Origin of the sequence: Intestinimonas massiliensis (ex Afouda et al. 2020), from assembly GCF_001244995.1 — a bacterium.
Classification (GTDB): domain Bacteria; phylum Bacillota; class Clostridia; order Oscillospirales; family Oscillospiraceae; genus Intestinimonas; species Intestinimonas massiliensis.
In genome coordinates, this window is record NZ_LN869529.1 from 2,205,533 (window position 1) to 2,226,971 (window position 21,439).

Annotated in this window: 21 protein-coding genes; 5 read left to right on the forward strand and 16 right to left on the reverse strand. The window is 62.7% G+C overall.

The window, feature by feature from the left end:
• Positions 1–3: 3 nt before the first annotated feature.
• The 15 genes from BN2154_RS14550 to BN2154_RS15915 all read right to left on the reverse strand — a co-directional run bounded on the left by BN2154_RS14550 (position 4) and on the right by BN2154_RS15915 (position 14,407).
• The gene (locus BN2154_RS14550; RefSeq protein ID WP_050619467.1) at positions 4–1,494 is read right to left on the reverse strand and encodes a complex I subunit 5 family protein; all 1,491 of its coding nucleotides are present in this window, start codon (positions 1,492–1,494) and stop codon (positions 4–6) included.
• A gap of 25 nt (positions 1,495–1,519) precedes the next feature.
• Positions 1,520–2,968, reverse strand: coding sequence for a complex I subunit 5 family protein (locus tag BN2154_RS14555; protein ID WP_050619468.1), 1,449 nt, complete (start codon positions 2,966–2,968; stop codon positions 1,520–1,522).
• 19 nt (positions 2,969–2,987) lie between these two features.
• The gene (locus BN2154_RS14560; RefSeq protein WP_050619469.1) at positions 2,988–4,502 is read right to left on the reverse strand and encodes a complex I subunit 5 family protein; all 1,515 of its coding nucleotides are present in this window, start codon (positions 4,500–4,502) and stop codon (positions 2,988–2,990) included.
• Positions 4,502–4,879 carry a sodium:proton antiporter gene (locus BN2154_RS14565; RefSeq protein WP_050619470.1) on the reverse strand — a complete coding sequence of 126 codons (378 nt, stop codon included), beginning with the start codon at positions 4,877–4,879 and terminating at the stop codon, positions 4,502–4,504. The genes BN2154_RS14560 and BN2154_RS14565 overlap by 1 nt, the downstream gene beginning before the upstream one ends.
• The gene (gene mbhE, locus BN2154_RS14570; RefSeq protein ID WP_094762533.1) at positions 4,879–5,775 is read right to left on the reverse strand and encodes a hydrogen gas-evolving membrane-bound hydrogenase subunit E; all 897 of its coding nucleotides are present in this window, start codon (positions 5,773–5,775) and stop codon (positions 4,879–4,881) included. The genes BN2154_RS14565 and mbhE overlap by 1 nt, the downstream gene beginning before the upstream one ends.
• Positions 5,768–6,019 carry a hydrogenase subunit MbhD domain-containing protein gene (locus tag BN2154_RS14575; RefSeq protein WP_050619472.1) on the reverse strand — a complete coding sequence of 84 codons (252 nt, stop codon included), beginning with the start codon at positions 6,017–6,019 and terminating at the stop codon, positions 5,768–5,770. The genes mbhE and BN2154_RS14575 overlap by 8 nt, the downstream gene beginning before the upstream one ends.
• Positions 6,016–6,339, reverse strand: coding sequence for a cation:proton antiporter (locus BN2154_RS14580; protein ID WP_050619473.1), 324 nt, complete (start codon positions 6,337–6,339; stop codon positions 6,016–6,018). Before BN2154_RS14580 ends, BN2154_RS14575 begins: the two co-directional genes overlap by 4 nt.
• A complete protein-coding gene (locus tag BN2154_RS14585) occupies positions 6,329–6,676 on the reverse strand; it encodes an MrpF/PhaF family protein (RefSeq protein WP_094762534.1) in 348 nt (115 codons plus the stop codon). Before BN2154_RS14585 ends, BN2154_RS14580 begins: the two co-directional genes overlap by 11 nt.
• 1 nt (position 6,677) lies before the next feature.
• Positions 6,678–7,136 (reverse strand): Na+/H+ antiporter subunit E, encoded by a 459-nt coding sequence (locus tag BN2154_RS14590; protein WP_050619474.1) that lies wholly within the window; start codon positions 7,134–7,136, stop codon positions 6,678–6,680.
• A 427-nt stretch (positions 7,137–7,563) separates the two neighbouring features.
• Entirely contained in the window at positions 7,564–8,259 is a 696-nt protein-coding gene (locus tag BN2154_RS14595) for an ABC transporter ATP-binding protein (protein ID WP_050619475.1), read from the reverse strand.
• Positions 8,246–9,094 carry an ABC transporter ATP-binding protein gene (locus BN2154_RS14600; RefSeq protein ID WP_050619476.1) on the reverse strand — a complete coding sequence of 283 codons (849 nt, stop codon included), beginning with the start codon at positions 9,092–9,094 and terminating at the stop codon, positions 8,246–8,248. The genes BN2154_RS14595 and BN2154_RS14600 overlap by 14 nt, the downstream gene beginning before the upstream one ends.
• Entirely contained in the window at positions 9,091–10,206 is a 1,116-nt protein-coding gene (locus BN2154_RS14605) for a branched-chain amino acid ABC transporter permease (RefSeq protein ID WP_050619657.1), read from the reverse strand. Before BN2154_RS14605 ends, BN2154_RS14600 begins: the two co-directional genes overlap by 4 nt.
• Positions 10,207–10,216: 10 nt before the next feature.
• Positions 10,217–11,143, reverse strand: a complete 927-nt coding sequence (locus tag BN2154_RS14610) for a branched-chain amino acid ABC transporter permease (protein ID WP_050619477.1) — start codon at positions 11,141–11,143, stop codon at positions 10,217–10,219.
• Positions 11,144–11,301: 158 nt separating this feature from the next.
• On the reverse strand, positions 11,302–12,522 hold the full coding sequence (locus BN2154_RS14615; protein ID WP_050619478.1) for an ABC transporter substrate-binding protein: 1,221 nt from the start codon (positions 12,520–12,522) through the stop codon (positions 11,302–11,304).
• A 232-nt stretch (positions 12,523–12,754) separates the two neighbouring features.
• On the reverse strand, positions 12,755–14,407 hold the full coding sequence (locus BN2154_RS15915) for an RCC1 domain-containing protein (RefSeq protein ID WP_050619479.1): 1,653 nt from the start codon (positions 14,405–14,407) through the stop codon (positions 12,755–12,757).
• Between the two features lie 240 nt (positions 14,408–14,647).
• Here BN2154_RS15915 and BN2154_RS14625 point away from each other — a divergent pair, with 240 nt between their 5' ends.
• The 4 genes from BN2154_RS14625 to BN2154_RS14640 all read left to right on the forward strand — a co-directional run bounded on the left by BN2154_RS14625 (position 14,648) and on the right by BN2154_RS14640 (position 18,539).
• Entirely contained in the window at positions 14,648–16,048 is a 1,401-nt protein-coding gene (locus BN2154_RS14625; RefSeq protein ID WP_050619480.1) for a uracil-xanthine permease family protein, read from the forward strand.
• A 243-nt stretch (positions 16,049–16,291) separates the two neighbouring features.
• On the forward strand, positions 16,292–17,086 hold the full coding sequence (locus tag BN2154_RS14630) for an enoyl-CoA hydratase/isomerase family protein (RefSeq protein WP_050619481.1): 795 nt from the start codon (positions 16,292–16,294) through the stop codon (positions 17,084–17,086).
• A 50-nt stretch (positions 17,087–17,136) separates the two neighbouring features.
• On the forward strand, positions 17,137–17,880 hold the full coding sequence (locus tag BN2154_RS14635) for a 3-oxoacid CoA-transferase subunit A (protein WP_050619482.1): 744 nt from the start codon (positions 17,137–17,139) through the stop codon (positions 17,878–17,880).
• Positions 17,880–18,539: a CoA transferase subunit B gene (locus tag BN2154_RS14640; RefSeq protein WP_050619483.1), complete on the forward strand. Its 660-nt coding sequence runs from the start codon at positions 17,880–17,882 to the stop codon at positions 18,537–18,539. The genes BN2154_RS14635 and BN2154_RS14640 overlap by 1 nt, the downstream gene beginning before the upstream one ends.
• A gap of 169 nt (positions 18,540–18,708) precedes the next feature.
• Here the strand turns inward: BN2154_RS14640 and spoIID are convergent, their stop codons facing one another.
• Positions 18,709–19,734, reverse strand: a complete 1,026-nt coding sequence (gene spoIID / locus BN2154_RS14645; RefSeq protein ID WP_050619484.1) for a stage II sporulation protein D — start codon at positions 19,732–19,734, stop codon at positions 18,709–18,711.
• A 197-nt stretch (positions 19,735–19,931) separates the two neighbouring features.
• Here spoIID and BN2154_RS14650 point away from each other — a divergent pair, with 197 nt between their 5' ends.
• Positions 19,932–21,326 carry a citrate/2-methylcitrate synthase gene (locus BN2154_RS14650; protein ID WP_050619485.1) on the forward strand — a complete coding sequence of 465 codons (1,395 nt, stop codon included), beginning with the start codon at positions 19,932–19,934 and terminating at the stop codon, positions 21,324–21,326.
• Positions 21,327–21,439 lie beyond the last annotated feature (113 nt).

The following is a 21,439-nucleotide window of genomic DNA, read 5'->3' on the forward strand; positions in this document are numbered from 1 at the left end:
CCCTTACAGCAGCCCCTGGCTGACCTGGGTCAAAAAGCCGATAACCAGGTTGGAGCACAGGGCCAGCACCACGCCCATGGACGTCAGGAGCACCAGCGGCACGGTCATGGTCTTGTCCGGGTCGTGGACCTTGGCCAAGGCCTCGGCGTCCAGCTTTCCCACCGGGAAGTAGGCCCGGACCACCACTGTCATCAGATAGAGGGTGGTCAGCAGCGTGGACAAAATCAGCGCCCCGATGCCCACGTAGGCCAGTTTGTTCTGGGAGGCCACGGCGGCGGTGGCGATCATCCACTTGCCCGCGAAGCCGCCCAGAGGAGGCAGGCCGATGAGGGCAAAGGAGGACACGGTGAAAGCGGCGAAGACCACCGGCATCACCCGCCCGAAGTTTTCCAGATCGTAGACGTACTCCCGACCGCTCTTGTGGAGGATGGCGCCGGCGCAGCAGAACATGGTGATCTTGACCACCGCGTGATAGACCATATGGGTCAGTCCGCCCAGCAGCCCGGCGGGAGTCATGATGGTAAAGGCGAAAAGGATGTAGGACAGGTTGCTCACCGTGGAGAAGGCCAGCCTCCGCTTCAGGTGGGGGGTGCGCAGGGCCCGGGCGGAGCCGTAGACAATGGTGACGATGGTGGCCGCCATGACCACCGTCTGGGCCCAGGTGCCCCGGAGAAAGTCGGCCCCGAAGCCGAAGTAGATGAGCCGCATGACGGCGAAGGCGCCCGCCTTGACCACCGCCACGGCGTGGAGCAGGGCGGAGACCGGGGTGGGGGCCACCGAGGCGTCGGGCAGCCAGCGGTAGAAGGGGTAGATGGCCGCCTTGACGCCGAACCCGAGGAAGGCCGCCACAAAGACCACCAGCAGCGTCCGCTCGTTGCCCGCCACCCGGGCGGCGTCCAGAATGCCGCCGTAGGTAAAGTTCAGGTGGCCCGCGCCGTAGTTGAGCAGGAACACGATGCCGATGAAGGCAAAGGCCGCGCCGGACAGGGAGTAGATGAGGTACTCCCGCCCGGCGTACCGGGCCTTTTCGTCGGCGGCGTGCATCACCAGGGGCAGGGTGGACAGGGTCAAAAGCTCATAGAACAGGTAGAGGGACAAAAAGTCCTCCGAGTAGGCCACGCCCAGCACCACGCCGTAGGCCATGAGCCAGAAGGAAAAGAACCGGTTCTCAGAGCCCTCGTGGGACATGTAGTCGATGGCGTACACCGTGATGATGGGCCACAGGGTGGAGACGATGGTCCCGAACACCATGGACGCCCCGTCGATCCGCAGGGAGATGGAAAACACGTCGTTGAACCGGACCATGATGCAGGCCAGGGCGTCGCTGCCCTGGACATAGGTGACGCCGATGGCGGCAAAGGAGAGCGCCGAGGTGATCAGCACCGCCGTCATCAGGTAGAGGTTGCGTGTTTTCCGGCTCTCCGGGTGCAGGATCAGCAGACCCAGGCCCATCAGCACGGGGAAGAGGATGGGCAGATTGAGAAATCGAAGCATGCGTGCGCCTCCTTTCCGGCGGAATTCAGAACATCTTGGGGATCAGCCCGCCCAGCCAGCTCATGAGGGGGCCGGGGAACAGGCCCAGCAGGACGGACGCCGCCGAAAAGCACAGCATGGGGGCCAGCATGGTTTTTCCCACTTCCTTCCGCTCGCCGCTGAAGTCTCGGCCGGGGAAGAAGCCCGCCGTGACGATGGGCAGCAGGTAGCCCGCCGTCAGCAGGGCGGAGAGGATGAGCACCACCAGCCCGGCGATGCCGAAGGCCCGGGAAGCCCCCTCCAGCCCCGCCGTCACCAGATACCACTTGCTGAGAAAGCCGGGCATGGGCGGGATGCCAATGAGGGACAGGGCGGCCAGGGTAAAGCACCACATGGTCACCGGCATGCGGCGGCCGATGCCCCGGAGCTGGTCCACCCGGGTACGGTTGGTGGCAAAGATGACGGCCCCCGCCGCCAGGAAGAGGACGTCTTTGGCCAGGGCGTGGAACACGAGCTGGAGCAGAGCGCCCAGCACGCCCGCCGGGGTGAACAGAAACAGGCCGAAGAGCACGTAGGACACCTGGCTGACGGTGGAGTAGGCCAGCCGCCGCTTGAGGAGCTTCTCCCGGTAGGCCAGCATGGAACCCACAAAGACGGTGCACAGGGCCAGAGTGAGCAGCACATACTGGGGCCAGGTGCCGGAGAGGAAATCCACGCCGTACATATAGTAGGTGATGCGCAGGATGGCCAGCACACCCCCTTTGGTGATGACGCCGGACAGCACGGCGGAGGCGGGAGCGGGGGCCACCGGATGGGCGGCGGGCAGCCAGGCCTGCATGGGCATCATGCCCGCCTTGCACCCGAAGCCCACAATCATCAGGAAGTAGACGACGAGCAGCATGGGCCGATGCTCCGCCGCCTTGACCGGGTCGATGGCCCCGCCGTGGATGAAGTCGGGGGTGGCCATGTAGTAGGCCACGAAGAAATAGCCCGCCAGGGCCATGCCTGCCCCGAACACCGAGTAGCCCAGATACTTAAAACCCGCCCGCCGGGAGGCGGCAGTGCCGCTGTGGAGCACCAGGGGCACGGTGATGAGGCTCATCATCTCGAAAAACATATAGAGCGTCACAAAATTCTTGGCCATGGCCAGCCCCGCCAGGATGCCCAGGGTCATGGTGTAGAAGCCGAAGAACTGCCGGTCCCGGCCCTCATGCCGGATGTAGGGGAAAGCAAACAGGGTGATGGGGGCCCAGATGCAGGTGATGAGCACCAAGAAGAACTTGGCCAGCAGGTCGCTGCGCAGGGCCAGGTGGAGCCGGCCCTGGATGGTCAGCAACTCCACCGTCTGCTCCGGCGTCAGGCAGACGGCGCATACCAGCCCGGCGGTGACCAGCATGAGGGCCAGCACCAGCCGGTTCCGGACCGATTCCTTTTTCTGCCGGAAGACAAATATGCCTCCGGCCACGGGCGCCAGGATGGGCAGCAGCAACAGCATGGACACTACCTCGCAAACCTCAGATCAGCCGGATTCCGGCCTCGATGATGTCGGTGATGGGGTGATAAAAGATCCCCAGGATAAAGATGCTGGCGGTAAAGACCGCGGCCGCCGCGGTAAAAGGCCGGTCAAAGGCCAGCATTTCCGGCGTGGCGTCGGCCAGAACGGCGCGCTCATCCGCCGGGTCCGGCCGCATCCAGATGGACAGCAGGGCCGGGATGTAGTACAGCGCGTTGAGCACCGTGGACAGGGCGATGGTCAGCAGCGTCACCGCCGTCCGGTTGGTGGGCAGGGAGGCGCTGGCAAAATACAGCTTGGAGACGAAGCCGCCGAACAGCGGGATGCCGATCATGGACAGAGAGCCCACCGTAAAGCCGATCCCGGCGGCAATGTCCCGATAGGCGCTGCCCCGCAGGTTCTTGAGGCTGCGGTGGTGGCCGCTGACGGCGCTCAGCCGCCCGGCGCAGCAGAACAGCAGGGGCTTACAGCAGGCGTGGACCAGAATGTGGAAGCAGGAGGCCGTCAGGCCCGCCGCGCTGCCCAGACCGATGCCCATAAAGATGTACCCGATCTGCGCCACCGAAGAGTAGGCCAGCATCCGCTTGACGTGGTACTCCCGCATGGCGCCCAGGGAGCCGAAGATCATGCCCAGCAGGCCGAAGAGCAGCACCACGTTGGTCACACCCAGCTCCACCATGAGCTCCATGGAGAACACCCGCACCATCAGGGTCATCATCAGCACGATGTATCCCTTGAGCACCAGCCCCGACAGCAGGGCCGAGGAGGCAGTGGTGGCCCCTCCGTGGGCGTCGGGCAGCCACAGGTGGAAGGGGAACATGGCGCTTTTGATGCCCAGCCCGGTGACCATCAGCCCGGCGCACACCGTCAGGGGGACCCGGTATTCTCCCGTCTCCGCCAGCCTGGCCACCGCCTCGGCCATGGAGGGCATCAGCAGGTAGCCGGTGATGGAGGTGAGGATGGCCAGACCGATGAGAAACAGCCCGGAGCCCATCAGGCTCATGAAGAGATACCGGATGGTGGCGATGAGGTTGGGTCCGTTGTCCTTGGCCATGACCAGGGCGCAGGCGGCGATGGTGCTGATCTCAATGAAGACATAGCCGGTAAAGGCGTCGTTGGTATACACCAGGGACAGCAGGGCGGCGTCGGTCAGGTTGACCATGACGAAATAGAACCGCTGCTTCTCCGGCAGCACGTCGTGAAACAGGTCCCGGGACCCGCCCACCAGGGCAAAGAGCAGCACCCCCGCGAACACGGTGCACAGCAGGGCCTGGAGGGGGCCGCAGCGGATGGCGTTGCCCAGGGGGATGGGGAAGCGGCCCATGGTGTAACCGAAGCTCAGGCCACCCTCCACCACATACCGCAGGGTCAGGGCGGACAGCACGGCGATGGCCCCGGTGACGGCCAAGGTCATGCGGTAGGCCGCCCGGCCGCTGCGGAAGGTGGCGGACAGGATGCCGGCCACCAGAGCCAGGAAGATGCAGAAGAAGGGGAAATTCTCGACAAACGGCCGCATCAGTCATCCTCCTTCTTGGCCCGCTCCAGCAGCTCTTTCATCTCGATGGTGCCGTAATGCTTGTGGATGCGCTGGATGAGGGCCAGGGAAAAGGCGGTGATGCTGACCGACACCACGATGCCGGTGAGCACCAGGCCGCTGGGGATGGGGTTGATAAACAGGCTGGCGTCCGGGGTTACGCCCTCGCCCATCACCGGGGCCACCCGGCCCTCGATGTAGCCCAGGGAGGCCAGCAGCATGAACACGGCGGAGTCCATGATGTTGAAGCCCACTACCTTTTTCAGCAGGTTCTGCTGGAGCAGCAAATTCATGAAGCCAATGCCGAACAGGAGGACGGCGGTGACCGCAAAGCGGTTGTGCAGGATGGTTTCCAGCATCACAGCTCCCCCCTTGCAAACAGGGCGTAAAACCCGTAAACCGTGCAGGCCACCACCAGGCCCACCGCCAGGTCGATGAGCAGGCTCATGCCCACCAGATAGTTGGGCAGGCCGTTGGCGCCCAGAAAGATGTTGATCCCGTACAGCACGGCGTACAGCATCAGGCCGAAGGTGCGCACTACGCTGTAGGTCCTGTGGTTCATAAAGGCCCGCAGCTTGTCGAAGCCGAAGGCGCAGGCGAACAGGACCAGCCCACTGCCTAGAATGGTACCGCCGGAGAAGCCGCCGCCGGGAGAGGTCTCGCCGTTGAGCAGCACATAGACGGCAAAGAGGAAAATGAAGGGGATGAGGATCTCCCCGGCCTCCTTGAGAATGACGTCCTGGTGCTCCCGCTGGATGGCGTCCTCCTGGGCCATCCGGCGCAGGTCCCGGCCATCGGTGTTCTTCTCGTCCCGAAGCAGCAGCATCATCACGCTGGTCACCGCCAGGAACAGCACACAGCTCTCCCCCAGGGTGTCGAAACCCCGGTAGGTGAGGATCATGGCGGTGACCACGTTGGCCGCGCCGGAATCCTCCTTGCCGTGCTCGATATAGTGTTCGGACACCTGGTTGTGCAGGGGATTGTCCGCCCGGCCGAAGCCCGGCATCTGGAGCACAGTGAACATCAAGACGGCCGTGAGCAGCAGGCAGATGAGCACCGCCGCTGCGGGATACCAGTTGAAAAACTCCCGCAGCCGATGCTTCTCCCGTTTCTCGTGCTCCTCCACCGTGGGCAGGCGGGACCGCCGGGCGCGGGTCTCCATGACAAAGAGCGTCCGGTCCTTGGGCCCCCGGTCGCCGTCCACCCAGGCCGTCAACCGCCCCTTCCAATCCCCTTTTTTCGCCGTCTTACTCATCGCGGGTCCCCTTCAGCGCGTGGATTTTCTTCAGCGTCAGGAAAAATAGGATGCTGGTGATGCCGGCGCCCACGGCGGCCTCGGTGATGGCCAGGTCGGGGCTCTGCAGCAGGCTCCACAGCACTGCCATCAGCAGCGAAAAGGCCATATACACGATGACGGTGGCCAGCATCCGCCTGCACAGGGGCGCAGCCACGGCGGTAATGACCAGCCCGGCCAGCAGCAGGTACTCCAATACGGTCATCGCACCTCCACCTCGCATTCCTTTTGGATGTCCGGGATGGTCAGGACCTCCATCTCGGCGATCAGGTGGCTGGACACCGGACTGGTCAGCCACAGAAACAGCAGGATGGCCAGCGTCTTGAAGGCCGGCAGGGACCAGCCGTGGAGCAGCATCAGCCCCAGCAGGATGCAGAAGATGCCCAGCGCGTCGCCCACGGCGGCGGCGTGCATCCGGTTGAGCACATAGTCAAAGCGGTATAGCCCCAGCACCGCCGTAAAAAAGACGAACAGGCCGAACAGCAGGACCGCCAGTCCTAGGCCCGTCACGATATTATGTACCACGCGCGCCGCCTCCTTTTTTCCGGGTGCCCCTGCACCGCTGCTCCCGCCGCTGGTCCTCCTTGTGCCTCTGCCGCCGGGTGAGCACCAGCCGGGAGACCACCACCACCGTCAGAAAGCTCAGCAGGGCGTAGATCAGAGCCACATCCACCAGGAAATCCTCGCTCATCCACACCGAAAGCACCACCAGCAGCGCCACCACCAGCGTGTTGATGACATTGACGGCAATGATGCGGTCGGTGAACCGGGGCCCCAGAATGGCCCGCACCAGAACTGCCAGGATCAGCACGGCCAGCACCAGGGCGGAGGCGACCAGAAGGCCGTTTCTCACCTGTTCCATGTCACTCCTCCAATTTCTCCAGCCGGCGCTGGAACTCGCAGTCCTCGATGCCCTCGGCCAGGGACCGGTCCAGGGCGTGGACGCAGAAGCGCCCGTCCACCGTCTCCACGGTGATGGTGCCGGCAGTCAGGGTAATGGAATTGGCCAGCACCGCCCGGCCGCCCTCGGTGTGGACCGGGCTGTCGTAAAACACCAAAAGAGGCTTCATGTTCCGCCCCCTGGTGTAGACGAGCTTCATGACCACCAGCCCGGCCTTGAGCATCTCCACGATCAGATAGCCCAGATAGCGCAGCCCGGGGCCCAACTTTTTGACCGCCCGCCTCTCATAGCGCCAGCCATAGCCCAGCACCCTGGTGCAGAAACAGTACAGCAGGGCGGAGACCACCGCGCCCCATACGCAGACGCGCAGGGTCACCTCTCCCGACAGCAGAAGCCAGAGCAGAAAAAACAGGACAATCACGCGTCCACCTTCTTCAAACGGAATTGGGTCCCGGTTTCCGGGCAAAAAACGGACGCCTCACGGGAGGCGTGTGGGAGCACTGCTGCACGGGGCAGGGGGGCACACGTTCGTTGGGCGTCCAGGGCCAACTGGGTGGCATGTCAGTCAAAAGCAACAAAACAGGCCTTTTTTTCCAGTTATTCTTATTTTAGAAGCTCCTCCAGGGAATGTCAACCGCTTCCGGTTGTTCCCGGGCCGGAATCGCCTGGATTCGGGTGTAGAAATCTTGGTATACGAATTATGCAATCTGCCAAATTGGTCCTACCATAGGTGGGCAGCGGTCCTCCTTTTGCGCCTTTGTTTTTCCTGTCCGCCCAAATTCAGGAACATATGGTTAAAAATATGCCCCATCTCCTGCACGGAGATGGGGCCATATGGGCGGTCCGGTTCAGCCCAGATAGGCTTTTTTGACCGCTTCGTTGCTCAAAAGCTCCCTGCCGGTACCCCGGAGGGTCAGCCGGCCGGTCTCCAGCACATAGGCGCTGTCGGCTGTGTGCAGGGCCATGTTGGCGTTCTGCTCGATGAGCAGGATGGTCACGCCCTGGCGGTTGATCTCCTTGATGATGTCGAAGATGCCCTTGACCACCAGCGGAGCCAGGCCCAGGGAGGGTTCGTCCATCATCATCAGCTTGGGACGGGACATGAGGGCCCGGCCCACGGCCAGCATCTGCTGCTCTCCGCCGGACAGAGTGCCCGCCGCCTGCCAGGACCGCTCCTTGAGCCGGGGAAAGAGGTCGTACACCCATTTGATGTCGTCCTCCAGGTTGTCCTTGCGGAGGTAGGCGCCGATCTTCAGGTTCTCCAGCACGGTGAGGTCGGGAAATACCCGCCGCCCCTCGGGCACCAGGGTGATGCCCTTGGAGACGATCTTGTCCGGGGACAGGCCGGTGATGTCCTCGGCCTGGAGATGGATGCGCCCCGAGGCCGGCTTTACCAGTCCGGCGATGGCGCGCAGGGTGGTGGATTTTCCGGCGCCGTTGGCGCCGATCAGGGTGACGATCTCCCGCTCAGGCACTGCAAGGGTGATGCCCTTGACGGCCTCGATGCCGCCATAATTGACCCGCAGGTCGTCAATCTTCAGCATCGTCTGCCACCCCCAAATAAGCCTCGATGACCCGGGGATCGTTCTGGACGGCCTCCGGGGTGCCCTGGGCGATCAGCCTGCCGAAGTCCAGGACGTAGATGCGGTCGGAGATCTGCATGACCAGATCCATGTGGTGCTCGATCATGAAGATGGTCAGGTCGTACTCCCCGCGGATCTGCTTGATGAAGTCGGTGAGCCCCTGGGTCTCCTGGGGATTCATGCCGGCGGCCGGCTCGTCCAGGAGCAGGAGCTTGGGATCGGTAGCCAAGGCCCGGGCGATCTCCAGCCGGCGCTGGAGTCCGTAGGGCAGGCTGCCCGCGATCTCGTCTTTCAGATGGGCCAGGTTCTGCTCCTCCAGCAGGGCCATGGCCTCCTGGCGCATCCGCTTTTCCTCCCTGGCGTTGAGCCGGAAGGTGGCGGACAGGAAATTCTGTCTGGCCCGCATGTGCTTGGCGATGAGCACGTTGTCAAAGACCGACAAGGCGCCGAACAGCCGGATGTTCTGGAAGGTCCGGGCGATACCCAGCCTGGTGATGTGGTCGGGGGTGGGGCTCAGCTTCTTGGTGTAAAGGCCCTGGTTCTCCCCGGCGTAGAGCTTCTGCATCTTGCCCTGGGGATAGTTCTCCACCATGGTCTCACCCAGGAAGGAAACCCGGCCGTTGGTGGGCTCGTAGACCCCGGTGATGCAGTTAAAGGCGGTGGTCTTTCCGGCGCCGTTGGGGCCGATCAGGGCCACGATCTCCCCCCGGTTTACCTCCAGAGAGAGGTCGTTGACCGCCACTACGCCGCCGAACTGCATGGTTACCTGTTCGACCCGGAGGACGTTCTCACTCATTTTACCGCCTCCTTTCGCTTGCCCGGCCGCCGCCGGATGAGGTCGGGGAGCTCCTTGTCCCCCATGATGCCCCGGCGGAAGAAGAGGACCACGATCATAATGATGATGGAAAAGACCACCAGCCGGAAGCCGTTGCGCAAAAAAGGCACCTTAAGACCGTTGGCCAGCACCATCTCGCTGTCCAGGAAGCGCAGCCACCACTCGGAGCAGGCCACGAACAAAAAGGAGGCCAAGCAGCTTCCGGTGACCGAGCCGATGCCGCCGATGACCACGATTAGCAGGATCTCATAGGTCAGGGCGGACTTGAACTGGGCGGCGGCCACGGTGGTCTGGAACATCGCCAGCAGGGCCCCGCCGACCCCGGCGAAGAAGGAGGAGATGCAGAAGGACATCTGCTTGTGCCGGAACAGGTTGACGCCCATGGCCTCGGCGGCAATCTCATCCTCCCGGATGGCCTTGAAGGCCCGGCCGTAGGAGGAGTTGATGAGCAGGACAATGAGCGTGATGCAAATGGCCGACACGGCAATGGGGAACAGGGTGGAGAAGAAGGCCATGTGCCGGCTGTAGAGGCCGTAGAAGGGGGACTCCTCCGCCACCAGGGTGCTGAAATTGGGAAAGCTCTTGAGCAGGTTGGAGCCGTTGGTGATGGGGCCCAGAGGCTTCCACAGGAAGATGGCCTTGATGATCTCGGCAAAGCCCAGGGTGGCGATGGCCAGATAGTCGCTCTTCAACCGCAGCACGGGCAGTCCGATGAGGAAAGCGAAGGCGGCGGCCAGCAAACCGGCCAGCACCAGGGCCACCGGCACGGGCAGGCTGAAGCCCACGGCGCAGTCGTAGTACTGGTACACCTTCTCCTTGGCCTCCAGCGGAATGGTAAAGATGGCATAAGTATAGGCTCCGATGAGCATGAAGCCCGCCTGTCCCAGGGAGAACAGGCCGGTAAAGCCGTTGAGCAGGTTCATGGAGACGGCCACCAGGGCATAGATGGCGCTTTTCCGCAGCACGGTGAAGAGCATGTGCCCGCTGGGCAGGGTACAATCCAGGACATAGAGGGCGGCGATGCAGACCACGGCGGCGGCAATGGGGACCCAAATCTGTTTCTGTTTTTTCATGGCGTTCACCTCAAACCTTATCGGTGGCCTTCTCACCGAACAGCCCGGTGGGCTTGGCGATGAGAATGACGATGAGCAGGGCGAAGGTGAAGGCGTCCGAGAAAGTGGTCAGCCCCAGTCCCGTCTGAAGGACACCCAATTGGACCAGCATGTCGTCCAGGCCCTTGATGATATTTTCGCAGATGCCGATGAGGAAGGCGCCCACCACCGCTCCGGGAATGGAGCCGATGCCGCCGAACACGGCGGCCACGAAGGCCTTCAGGCCGGGCATGGCGCCCGAGGCGGGCACCACGCCGGGGTAATTGGTGAAGTAGAGCAGCGACCCCACCGCAGCCAGGAAGGAGCCAATAATAAAGGTGACGCTGATGACCGAGTTAATCTTGATGCCCATAAGCTGACTGGTCTCGAAGTCCTTGGCCACGGCCCGCATGGCCATGCCGATCTTGGTGTGGTGGATGAGCTGCATCAGCACCGCCACCAGCACGATGGTGAGCACGGGGGTGACCAGAGTGACCACCTTGGTGGTTGCGGGCCCGATGGTGACCTGCTCGGAGATCAGGGGGATGGCGGGGTAGTTCTTGTTTAGGCCGCCGGTGACATACAGGGCCAGGTTCTGCAGCAGGTAGCTGACGCCGATGGCCGAGATCATCACCGACATGCGGGGTGCGGAGCGCAGGGGCTTATAGGCCACCCGCTCGATGACGAAGCCCAGCGCCACGGTGAGGAGGAGTACCAGAGGGACCGCGGCGTACAGGGGCAGGGCGGCGGAGAGATAGACCATCATCAGTCCCGCCACCATGAACACGTCGCCGTGGGCGAAGTTGATCAGCCGCAGGATGCCGTAGACCATGGTATAGCCGATGGCGATGAGGGCATACTGTCCTCCCACCGAGATACCGGCCAGCAGGTAGGCCAGATTCTTGCTCAAAAATTCCATAAGCGGACCTCCACTTTGGACTGTCTCGAAAAAGGCCCCGGGGCCCTTTTCGAGGCAGTCCAAATGATAATAAGGGGGACGTATCAGAGGACAGCGGGGGCAGCTTCTGCCCCCGCTGTCCCTTGACGCCGCGCTTGGATGATCTTGGGACGACGGCCTCAGCCGGCTTTCTGGACGGTGACGAAGTCCCAGGCGCCGGTCTCGGTGTTGGCCTGCTTGACGTAGGCCACGTCGCGGATGGCGTCGCCGTTTTCGGACTCAAAGGCGATGTCGCCGGACACGCCGGTGTAGGTGGTGTTCCAGAGCGCCTCGTTGACGGCAGCGGGATCGGTGGAGCCGGCGTTCTTCAGGGCCTCCAGCGCCACGAAGTAGGCGTCATAGCCCATGGCGGAGACGGCGGCGATCATGTCGTTGCCGTTGTTGTTGGACAGGCGGGTGGCATCGGCGTTGATCCACTCCTTGATGCCGGCGTCAAACTCGGCGTTGCCTCCCTCCTGATAGAAGGTGGTCACATAGATCTCCACATCCTTGCCCTGGGCGGCGCCGGTGATGACGTTGGAATCCCAGGTGTCGCCGGCCATGATGGGCATGCCCAGACCCTGGGCGGCGGCGTTGTCCACGATCAGAGCGGCCGCCTCGGTGGAGACGGGGGAGAAGAACACGTCGGCGCCGGCATTCTTGGCGGCGATGACGTAGGAGGTGAAGTCAGAGGTGCCCTCCGGGAACTCGGCGGACACGACTGTACCGCCCAGCGCCTCGAAGGCCTCCTTGAAGTAGTAGCACAGGCCGCCGGAGTAGTCGTCGCCCTGCTTGCTCAGGGTGTAAGCGGTCTTGGCCTGGAAGTTGTCCGCGGCGAAGTTGGCCAGAACGGTGCCCTGGAAGGGGTCCAGGAAGCAGATGCGGAAGTAATGGGTGTTGCCCTCGGTGACCTGGGGGTTGGTACAAGTGACACCGATGACAGGGATGCCGGCGTTCTTGAAGGTATCGGAGCCGGCAATGGACACGCCGGAGCCGTAGGAGCCCAGCACGATGGAGCAGCCCTTGCTCACCAGCTCGGAGGCGGCGGTGGCGGCCTTGTCGTTGGAGGACTGGTTGTCTACGATGGCCAGCTCCACCTGATAGGTCTCGCCGCCGATTTCCACGGTGGGCTGTACGTCGTGGGCGTACTGCATGCCCAGGACCTCCTGCTTGCCGCCGGCGCCGTTGTCGCCGGAGGCGGGCTCAAAGATGCCGATGGTGACCACCTTGTCGCCGGAGGAGGGGGCGTCGCCGCTGGCAGAGGGGCTGGGACTGCTGCTGCCGCTGCCGCTGCCGCCGCAGCCGGCCAGAAGGGTCAGGGCCATAGCGCCGGTCAGCGCGAGTGCAAGAAGCTTTTTCATGAATATGTATCCTCCTTAATCCTGAATCACGGGCCCATTCTGTCCGCGCGTTACGGACATATGTCCGCGCCCGTTGCTTTATTATAGCAACGCATTACAGAAAATGCAAGCAGAACTGGCTGTGGAACTCATTTTCTGCTATTTTGGATAAAAATTGAGCGGCGGACAAGCCCAGTCTCCATGGAAAACGCGCCGCGGACCTTGCAGCTCCGCGGCGCGTTTTGTTCATTTCCTATTTTATCCATCCGTACTGCTCCACCAACCGGGCCAGGATAACCAGGCTCTGCTCCCGGGTCAGGCGGTCCAAGGGGGCGAAGCCCCCGGCGGCATTGCCCTCCATGATATGGTTCTCATGGGCATAGTGCACATAGGGCACCGCCCACTCCGCGATCTGTCCGGCGTCGCGGTAGAAAGCCAGGCTCTGCATCCCGGCGGGGATCGAGATGCCCTCCATCCGGCCCACGAAGCAGCACAGCATCTTGGCCGCCTCCTGGCGGGTGACGCGGCGGTCCGGGGAGAGGGTGGTGCCTGACGTACCTCCCAGCAGCTCCAGGCCATAGGCTTTACGCAGGTCGGTCTCCAGCAGGTGGCCCTGAAGGTCGTTGAATTTGTTTGCCGCGCTAGGCGTCGGGGCCGTCCCCCGCACCTGCTCGTAGACGCTGACCAGCAGGTGGGCCAGTTCGCCCCGGGTAATGCCGGCCTGATAGTCGCCCCACAGCATGGGGGGCACCAGCCCGGTGGGATAGAGCTCCTCGGCATAGGGCCGGGCCCAATCGCTGATGCCGTCGGTCCAGGACACAGGGTAGGCGCCGCCGCTGCCGGTGCCGGTCAGGACCCGCACCGGGCTGTCGGCGTTCTCGTTCCTGCTGTTGCCGAGCTGGTAGCGCTGGTTCCGGCCCCAGGCGTAGAGCACGCCTCCGTTGGTGACGGCCAGATCGTGGTAGGCCCCGGCGGCGATCTGGGCCATGCCGCTGCCCGGCATGCTGATGGTGTAGGGCCGGCTCTGGGTGTTTTGCCGGCGGGAGCTCCCGAGCTGGCCATACTCCCCGCAGCCCCAGGTATAGACCGTGCCCCCCTGGGTCAGGGCCATGGAGCTGTCTGTTCCGGCGGCCACCTGGACCACCTTGGTCAGCTCCGCCACCTCCGACGGGGTCCGGCGGTCTCCCTCGGCATGGCCTAGCTGCCCGCAGTCATTGGAGCCCCATGCGTACACCCGCCCGTCAAAGGTGACGGCCAGAGAGTGGGCCGCCCCGGCCGCCACATCCACCACATCCACTAAGCCGGGCACCTTCACCGGGGCGGCGCGATCCACCGCCGTTCCGTCCCCCAACTGCCCCCGGTCGTTTTTGCCCCAGGCCCAGACCTCACCGCTGACGGTGAGGGCCAGGTGGTGCCCTCCGCCGGTAGCGATGGCCGCCACCCGGCTCAGTCCGCTCACCCGAGAGATGGCGCCGCCGTAGGTCCACTGCCACACAGTCCCGTCGGTCTTGAGGGCCAGGACCACCTCTCCGCCGGCGGCGATGGCCGCCACCTGATCAATGGCCGCCTGGACAGGGACGGCGTGGACGCCGTGGCCCCAGGTGTAGACCGCGCCGTCATACCGCAGGGCGGCGGAAAAATCCTCTCCCGCCGCCACCGATACGGCGGAGACTCCCTCTACCGCCGTGGGCTTTCTGATCTCGGCCACATCGCCGCCCAGCCCGAGCTGCCCGGCGGAATTGTCTCCCCAGACCAGTACGGTGCCGTCCTCCTGCACTGCCAGGGAATGGGCCTGGCCCCCGGCGGCCAAGGTGTTGGCCCGGTCGGTCCCGGTGGCCCGGGCCGGCAGCAGGGTGAGCAGCAGCAACAGCGCCAGGACCAGAGGCAGTCTCCGTTTGCCTTTCATATCCCATTCCTCTTTTCTTTGTAAGCTGGGCAAATACGCCCCTTCTTTTGCAAGTATACCATGGGCTCGCCCCGGGCTCAACGCCTTTTCCGTCGAGCCCGTCAAACTAAACAAAAAACCAGGTCCAGATTCTGCACCCATGCAAAAAATTTTTCTTGCTTTCTCTGGGTGGGAGGGCGTATAGTAGGTGTAACATAAAAAACATTTAGGTCTAAAAAAAAGTTGTAAGGTGATGATTGTATGCCAACGCACCCCAATTCCGCCGCCCTGTTCCAGTACAGAGGCGTCCCAGCTCCCGGCCAGCTCATCCCCCTGGGGCTCCAGCATGTGGTGGCCTCCATCGTGGGGATCGTCACCCCCGCCATTCTGATCTCCAACACCTGCGGCCTCAGCCCCGCTGACCAGACGCTGCTCATTCAGGTCTCCCTGGTCATCACCGCACTGGCCACGCTGCTGCAGCTCTTCCCCCTGTTTCGGCGCATTGGGGCGGGACTGCCTGTCATTATGGGCATCAGCTTCGCCTATGTCCCCACCCTCCAGTCCATCGGGATGCAGTTCGATCTGCCCACCATCCTGGGAGCCGAGCTGGTGGGCGGCATGGTGGCCATTGTGTTCGGCGTTTTTGTCAAGCAGATCCGCCCCTTCTTTCCGCCGCTGGTGACCGGAACCGTCATCTTTACCATCGGTCTCTCCCTGTATTCCACGGCCATCCGGTATATGGCCAGCGGCTCCAATCCAGCGGACCCGGCCCAGTTCGGCAGCGTCCAGAACTGGGTGGTGGCCTTCATCACCTTCGCCGTGGTGGTGTTCTTCAACAACTTTACCAAGGGCACCCTGAAGCTGGGCGCCATCCTCATCGGCATGGTGGTCGGTTACCTGGTGGCTTGGCTCATGGGCATGGTCTCCTTTGATTCCGTGGCCAGCGCCGGCTGGTTCCAGGTGGCCGCTCCCCTTCACTTCGGCCTCTCCTTCGAGCCCTCGGCCTGCGTCTCTCTGGCCATCGTCTACGTGGTCAACGCCGTGCAGACCATGGGCGACCTGAGCTCCACCACCCTGGGCGGCATGGACCGCCTGCCCACCGACCGGGAGCTGTCCGGCGGCATCATCGGCCAGGGGGTTATCAGCATTCTGGGCGCCTTCGTGGGGGGCCTGCCCACCGCCACTTACAGCCAGAACGTGGGCATCGTCACCGTCAACCGGGTGATTAACCGCCTGGTCTTTGCCCTGGCCGCCGCCGTGCTGCTGGTGGCCGGTCTGGTGCCCAAGTTCTCCTCCGTCCTCACCACCATCCCCCAGAGCGTCATCGGCGGAGCCACCGTGTCGGTGTTTGCCATGATCACCATGACCGGCATCCGCATGATCACCTCCCAGAAGTTCACCATGCGCTCCTCCACCGTGGTGGGGCTTTCCGTGGCCCTGGGTATGGGGGTCACGCAGGTGAGCGGCTCTCTGGCTGGCCCCGGCTTTCCCGGCTGGGTCACCACCGTGTTTGGCTCGTCCTCGGTGGTGCTGGCCACCATGATGGCCATCTTTCTCAACCTGATCCTCCCCAAGGACCCCCCGGAGGAGGAGGCCCAGGCCCATCGGGTGGAGGCCGTCATCGAGGAGGCGGCCCAGAAAGCCGAGCGCGAAACGCAGTGATTTCCCTCCCAGATGCTTGTTAACCGATTGTTTCAAGCGGCATGACGGACCAATTCTGTAGCTTTCCGCCTGTAGGGTTGCGGCGCCATTTTTGTCATAATAGCTAAATTCATTTGTCTACTCTCACCAAATCATTATTGACTTTGCACTATTTGTGTGCTACCCTATAGCTGCCCCGAGGATCAGCGCTCAGACCGACTCAGCACACCTGAAAACAACTACGTGAGAGGAGTCATCGACAAAATGGAACTGAAAAAGCTGATTTACACCGTGCAGGACGGCATCGCGATCATCACAATGAATTATCTCAAGAATCTGAACGCCATCGACGAACCGATGGCAGACGAGCTTCTGTATGTGGTCGACGCGGCGGAGAAGGACCCCGCAGTCAAGGTGGTCGTGCTGAAGGGCAGTCCAAAGGCCTTCTCGGCGGGCGGGGACATCGGCTATTTCTATCAACTGATTCAGGCCGGCGGAGAAGTCAATATGGACGGACTCATCAGCAAGGTAGGCGCCGTGGCGGATGGCATGAAGCGCATGAGCAAAATCGTCATCACTTCCGTCTGCGGCGCGGCGGCCGGCGCGGGGGTGAGCTTGGCTCTGGGCGGCGACTTCATGATTTGCGCGGACAACGCCAAGTTCATCTTAGCTTTTGTCAATCTGGGCCTCGTTCCCGATACAGGGGCTACCTATCTTCTCTCCAAAAGCATCGGCACCGCCCGCACCATGGAGCTGGCCGCCACCGGGCGTCCCATGAGCGCGGAGGAGGCCAAAGCCTTGGGTCTGGCCTACAAGGTGACCACGGTGGAAGAGCTGGACGAGGTCACCTTGACGTTCGCAAAGAAGCTGGCAGCCGGTCCGCTGATCTCTTATAAAAATATCAAAAAGCAGTTATATGATGCAAACTATGCTGATTACAAGAAGTGGCTGTCTGAGACAGAGGTTCCGACCCAGCATGAATGCTCGGCCTCCATGGACTTCCAGGAGGGCTGTAAAGCCTTTATGGAGAAGCGCAAAGCTACGTTTGAGGGCAGATAAGCCGTCGCTAGCTGAAGGTGGAAATCTTACTAGGAAAGGTGGCAACCAACTTGAAATCAAAGGTAGTGACCAAAGAAGAGGCCCTTACAAAATTCAGCGATGGCCAGACTATCATGTTTGGCGACTGGCACGGTGAACTCTCGGCCGAGGAAATCATTACCGGAATGCTGGAAAAGGGCGTGAAGGATATTGACGCGATCGCGGTTTCCGGCGGCATGCCCGACCAGGGGCTTGGCCGGCTTATCAGCGAGCACCGCGTCAAAAGTCTCATCACCACCCACATCGGCCTCAACCCAGTCGCCCGCGACCAGATGTTTGCCGGTGAGCTTGCTGTGGAATTTGTGCCCCAAGGCACCTTTGCCGAACGCATCCGTTGCGGCGGCGCGGGCTTGGGCGGCTGCCTCACCCCCACCGGCGTCGGCACCGATGTGGAGAAGGGCAAGCAGAAGCTCACCATCAACGGCAGAGAATACCTTCTGGAGTTGCCCCTGCGGGCGGATATTGCGCTCATCAAAGCCACCAAGGCGGATACCGCCGGCAACATCTCCTTCCGGCTGACCAGCCGGGCCACCAACAGCTATATGGCGCTGGCCGCCGACACCGTCATCGTGGAAGTGGAGGAGTTGGTAGAGATTGGCCAGCTAGGCCCCGACGAGATTGACGTTCCCGCGCCCATCATCGACATGGTGTATGTCAGAACCGGCGAAAAGAAGCCTTTCTGCCCCATGTGGCAACGCGCCAAGGCAAAAGCAGAAGCGAAGGCAAGGGAAGCGGCGGAAGGAGGGAAACAATAATGGCTGGTCTTACTGGACGCGCATTGATCGCATCTCGCTGCGCAAAGTTTTTTAAGGACGGTGATTTTGTCAATCTGGGCATCGGCCTGCCCCTGCTATGCGTAAACTACCTGCCCGAGGGCGTCCGTCTTTGGCTGGAGGCTGAGATTGGCATCGTCGGCTGCGGCGCCTCTCCCAAGTGGGAAGACGCAGACCCCGATCTCATCGACGCTGGCGGACAGCCCGCGTCGATAATCATGGGCGGCAGCGTGTGCGACCACGCCACCTCCTTCGCCTTCATCCGCGGCGGCCATATTGATGCTACGGTGCTGGGCACCCTTCAGGTGGACCAGGAGGGTAACATCGCCAACTGGACCGTTCCCGGCAAGCTGGTCCCCGGGATGGGCGGAGCCATGGACCTCTGCGCCGGCGTCAAAAAGATCGTGGTGGCCACTGACCACTGTGAGAAAAGCGGTCAATCTAAGATTCTGAAAAAGTGCACCCTGCCCCTCACCGGTGCGAAATGCGTCACCGATATCGTCACCGAGCGGTGCTACTTCGAGGTCACCCCTGACGGCTTGGTCATCCGAGAGCTGGCCCCCGGTTATACGGTCGACGATATCCGTGCTTGTACGGAGGCAGACTTCATCGTCCCCGATGAAATTGGCGTAATGGAATAAGTCCGTCCTCCGAAATCAGAACCGTCAGGCTTGCGAGGTTAAAATTCCGTGCGATAAACGATCAGGAGAATGTGTCATGCGGCGGCCGCCTATGGGTGGCCGCCGCACCTGCTTTCTACGCCGAAAACCGGTCGAACTCCTTAAGCGCTTCCCCATCACAAGGGCAAAATTATGTTGTGTAGGTTCCCACCGTCACCCCGGTGTAGTACCACGCCACGATCTCCTGCCAGGTCCTGCCCTGCTTGGCCAGGGCGTTGGCCCCGTATTGGCTCAGGCCCACCCCGTGGCCGTAGCCGGTGACGTGGAAGGTGATCCCCTCCGGCCCCGCCGACGCGGTAAAGTGGGTGGAGCGCAGGTCGAACAGGGTCCGCAGGGCCGTGCCCTTCACCGTCACGCCCCCCACGTCCACGGTCTCCACCCCTCCGTTGGAGGTGGGGACTGTATTTTGGAACCAGCCCGCCGCCTCTCCGGACAGGTCGGCCTGGGGGTACTGGGCCAGGAAGGCCGTTTTGAACTCCTCCAGGGGCACCGTCACCTGGCTGCGGTAGCCGGGAACCTCCTCCCCCTCGGGGGAGGCCACCCCGGTGAGGTAGGGCACGCTGCCCCCCCAGACCTCCACCGCATCCAGGGTGCTCCCCGCCGCCGAAGAGAAGAATACCGCGTCGATGGGCCGTCCGCCGTACAGGATGGCCTGTCCATCGGTGGCGGCCACGGCGTCGGCAATCTTCTGGGTGTAGAGGGGGGCGGCGTCCCCCCAGTTGGCCGCCGCCTGGGCCGGGTCGATGTACGCCTGGCAGCAGGTGATGTCAGTGCATACGTCGGCGTCGGTGTGGCCGGCCACCGGGCCGTTGAGCATCTTGTAGAGGGTGTACGTCCGGGCGGTGGCCGCCTGGGCCTTCAGGGCCTCCGGCTCGAAGGAGGCGGGCATCTCCGCCGCCACCACCCGCCACAGATAGTCGGCCATGGACAGGGCGGTCACCGTGCCGTCGGCCTGTTTCACCCGCACCACCGTCTCTCCGTCGCTCTTTCCCGCCCATTCCTCCGCCGGGCGAACCGACGCCCGGTCAATGGGGAGGGTGGCGGTGGGCAGGCTCTCGCTCTCCTCCGGCGCGGGGGTGGGTCCGCCCAGGAACACCATGGGCCAAAGGAAGAGCAGCAGCAGCAGCGCCAGAGCCGTGACTACCACTGGTTTCATGTTCGTTCCTCCGTTTCCTTTCCCCCGCATTTTGCAGGAGACATCTTTGGATGTTTCATGCTCCATCCATCCTCGTTTTCCTGTTAGTTTCTACAAAAATCCTGTAACAGTATGATTTTCTTGGGATTCAGCATTGACGTGCCCCCGGTTCCGTCGTACAATAGGAAAAATTAATTTGGGGCGAGGAGGCTTTCATCATGCAGAAAGGGCATGGCAATCATAAGCGTGGGAGCGCGGACGCTCTCTCCAAGGGCTTTATCCAAAGTCTATGCGGGGAGTTCCAGAAGCATAACTCCATTGACCCCGCCTACTATGAGAATATCGACGTCAAGCGGGGCCTCCGCAACGCCGACGGCACCGGCGTCATGGCCGGCATCACCCAGATCGGCAACGTCCAGGGCTACTATATGCAGGACGGCGAGAAGGTCCCTATGGAGGGCCGGCTCATCTACCGCGGCATCAACGTGGAGGACCTGATCCACGGCTTTGTGTCCGAGGGCCGCTTCGGCTTTGAGGAGACAGCCTATCTGCTGCTGTTCGGCGCCCTGCCCACCCGAGACCAGTTGGCCACCTTCGACCAGGTCCTGGCGGAGTATCGCCCTCTCCCTCCCGGCTTCACCGAGGATATGATCCTCAAGGCCCCTAGCCCCGACGTGATGAATAAGCTGGGCCGTTCGGTCCTGGCCCTGTACTCCTATGATCCCCGGCCGGAGGACACCTCCCTGGAGCACGAGCTGCTCCAGGCCCTGACTCTGGTGGCCCGGTGCCCCACCATCATCGCCCACGCCTTTGCGGTGAAGCGGCACTATTACGACGAGGAGTCCCTGTACCTCCACCGGCCTCAGGAGGGCCTGAGCATGGCGGAGAATTTCCTCTACTCCGTCCGCCACGACAACAAATTTACCGAGCAGGAGGCCCGGCTGCTGGACCTGTGTCTGGTGCTCCATGCCGAACACGGCGGCGGCAACAACTCCGCCTTCGCCTGCCGGGTGCTCTCCTCCTCCGGCACCGACATCTATTCCGCCATCTCCGCCGCCGTGGGATCGCTGAAGGGTCCCCGCCACGGCGGCGCCAACAAGAAGGTCATGGAGATGTTCCATTACATCCGCAAGAACGTCAAGGACTGGAAGGACGACGGCGAGGTGAGCGCCTATCTGGACAAACTGCTTCACCGGCGGGCCGGGGATCGCTCTGGCCTGATCTACGGCATGGGCCACGCCATCTACTCCCTATCCGACCCCCGGGCACGGCTGCTTAAGCAGTTCGCCCGCGGTCTGGCCGAGGAGAAGGGGATGCTGGACGAGTTTGAGCTGGTGGAGTCGGTGGAGCGCCTCTCTCCCCCTCTCATCAACAAGGCCAAGGGGGAGTACAAGCCGGTCTGCGCCAACGTGGACCTCTACTCCGGCTTCGTCTATAAGATGCTGGACATCCCCGAGGAGCTCTACACCCCCCTGTTCGCCATGGCCCGCATGGTGGGCTGGTGCGCCCACCGGTTGGAGGAGGTCTATAACCCCGGCAACAAGATCATCCGCCCCGCCTATAAGGCCGTGGCCCCGGTCCACCCCTTTGTCCCGCTGGAGGAGCGGGGCTGACCCCTGTATTCAAAGCGTGCCAGAATTCACCGTTTCTTCATAAAAAATCCGATCCTCTGTCACAGTTTTGGGATAGGCTCTTCTCAGAAAGAAAAAGTATCCCGGTCCGCCGG

Coding starts and splice junctions, on each gene's coding strand:
- BN2154_RS14555 (WP_050619468.1), bottom strand. CDS start 2,968: ATGCTGTTGCTGCTGCCCATCCTGGCGCCCGTGGCCGGAGGCATATTT.
- BN2154_RS14575 (WP_050619472.1), bottom strand. CDS start 6,019: ATGACCGTATTGGAGTACCTGCTGCTGGCCGGGCTGGTCATTACCGCC.
- mbhE (WP_094762533.1), bottom strand. CDS start 5,775: ATGAGTAAGACGGCGAAAAAAGGGGATTGGAAGGGGCGGTTGACGGCC.
- BN2154_RS14565 (WP_050619470.1), bottom strand. CDS start 4,879: ATGCTGGAAACCATCCTGCACAACCGCTTTGCGGTCACCGCCGTCCTC.
- BN2154_RS14595 (WP_050619475.1), bottom strand. CDS start 8,259: ATGCTGAAGATTGACGACCTGCGGGTCAATTATGGCGGCATCGAGGCC.
- BN2154_RS14615 (WP_050619478.1), bottom strand. CDS start 12,522: ATGAAAAAGCTTCTTGCACTCGCGCTGACCGGCGCTATGGCCCTGACC.
- BN2154_RS14560 (WP_050619469.1), bottom strand. CDS start 4,502: ATGCGGCCGTTTGTCGAGAATTTCCCCTTCTTCTGCATCTTCCTGGCT.
- BN2154_RS14585 (WP_094762534.1), bottom strand. CDS start 6,676: ATGGAACAGGTGAGAAACGGCCTTCTGGTCGCCTCCGCCCTGGTGCTG.
- BN2154_RS14630 (WP_050619481.1), top strand. CDS start 16,292: ATGGAACTGAAAAAGCTGATTTACACCGTGCAGGACGGCATCGCGATC.
- BN2154_RS14625 (WP_050619480.1), top strand. CDS start 14,648: ATGCCAACGCACCCCAATTCCGCCGCCCTGTTCCAGTACAGAGGCGTC.
- BN2154_RS14600 (WP_050619476.1), bottom strand. CDS start 9,094: ATGAGTGAGAACGTCCTCCGGGTCGAACAGGTAACCATGCAGTTCGGC.
- BN2154_RS14640 (WP_050619483.1), top strand. CDS start 17,880: ATGGCTGGTCTTACTGGACGCGCATTGATCGCATCTCGCTGCGCAAAG.
- BN2154_RS14650 (WP_050619485.1), top strand. CDS start 19,932: ATGCAGAAAGGGCATGGCAATCATAAGCGTGGGAGCGCGGACGCTCTC.
- spoIID (WP_050619484.1), bottom strand. CDS start 19,734: ATGAAACCAGTGGTAGTCACGGCTCTGGCGCTGCTGCTGCTGCTCTTC.
- BN2154_RS14610 (WP_050619477.1), bottom strand. CDS start 11,143: ATGGAATTTTTGAGCAAGAATCTGGCCTACCTGCTGGCCGGTATCTCG.
- BN2154_RS15915 (WP_050619479.1), bottom strand. CDS start 14,407: ATGAAAGGCAAACGGAGACTGCCTCTGGTCCTGGCGCTGTTGCTGCTG.
- BN2154_RS14550 (WP_050619467.1), bottom strand. CDS start 1,494: ATGCTTCGATTTCTCAATCTGCCCATCCTCTTCCCCGTGCTGATGGGC.
- BN2154_RS14605 (WP_050619657.1), bottom strand. CDS start 10,206: ATGAAAAAACAGAAACAGATTTGGGTCCCCATTGCCGCCGCCGTGGTC.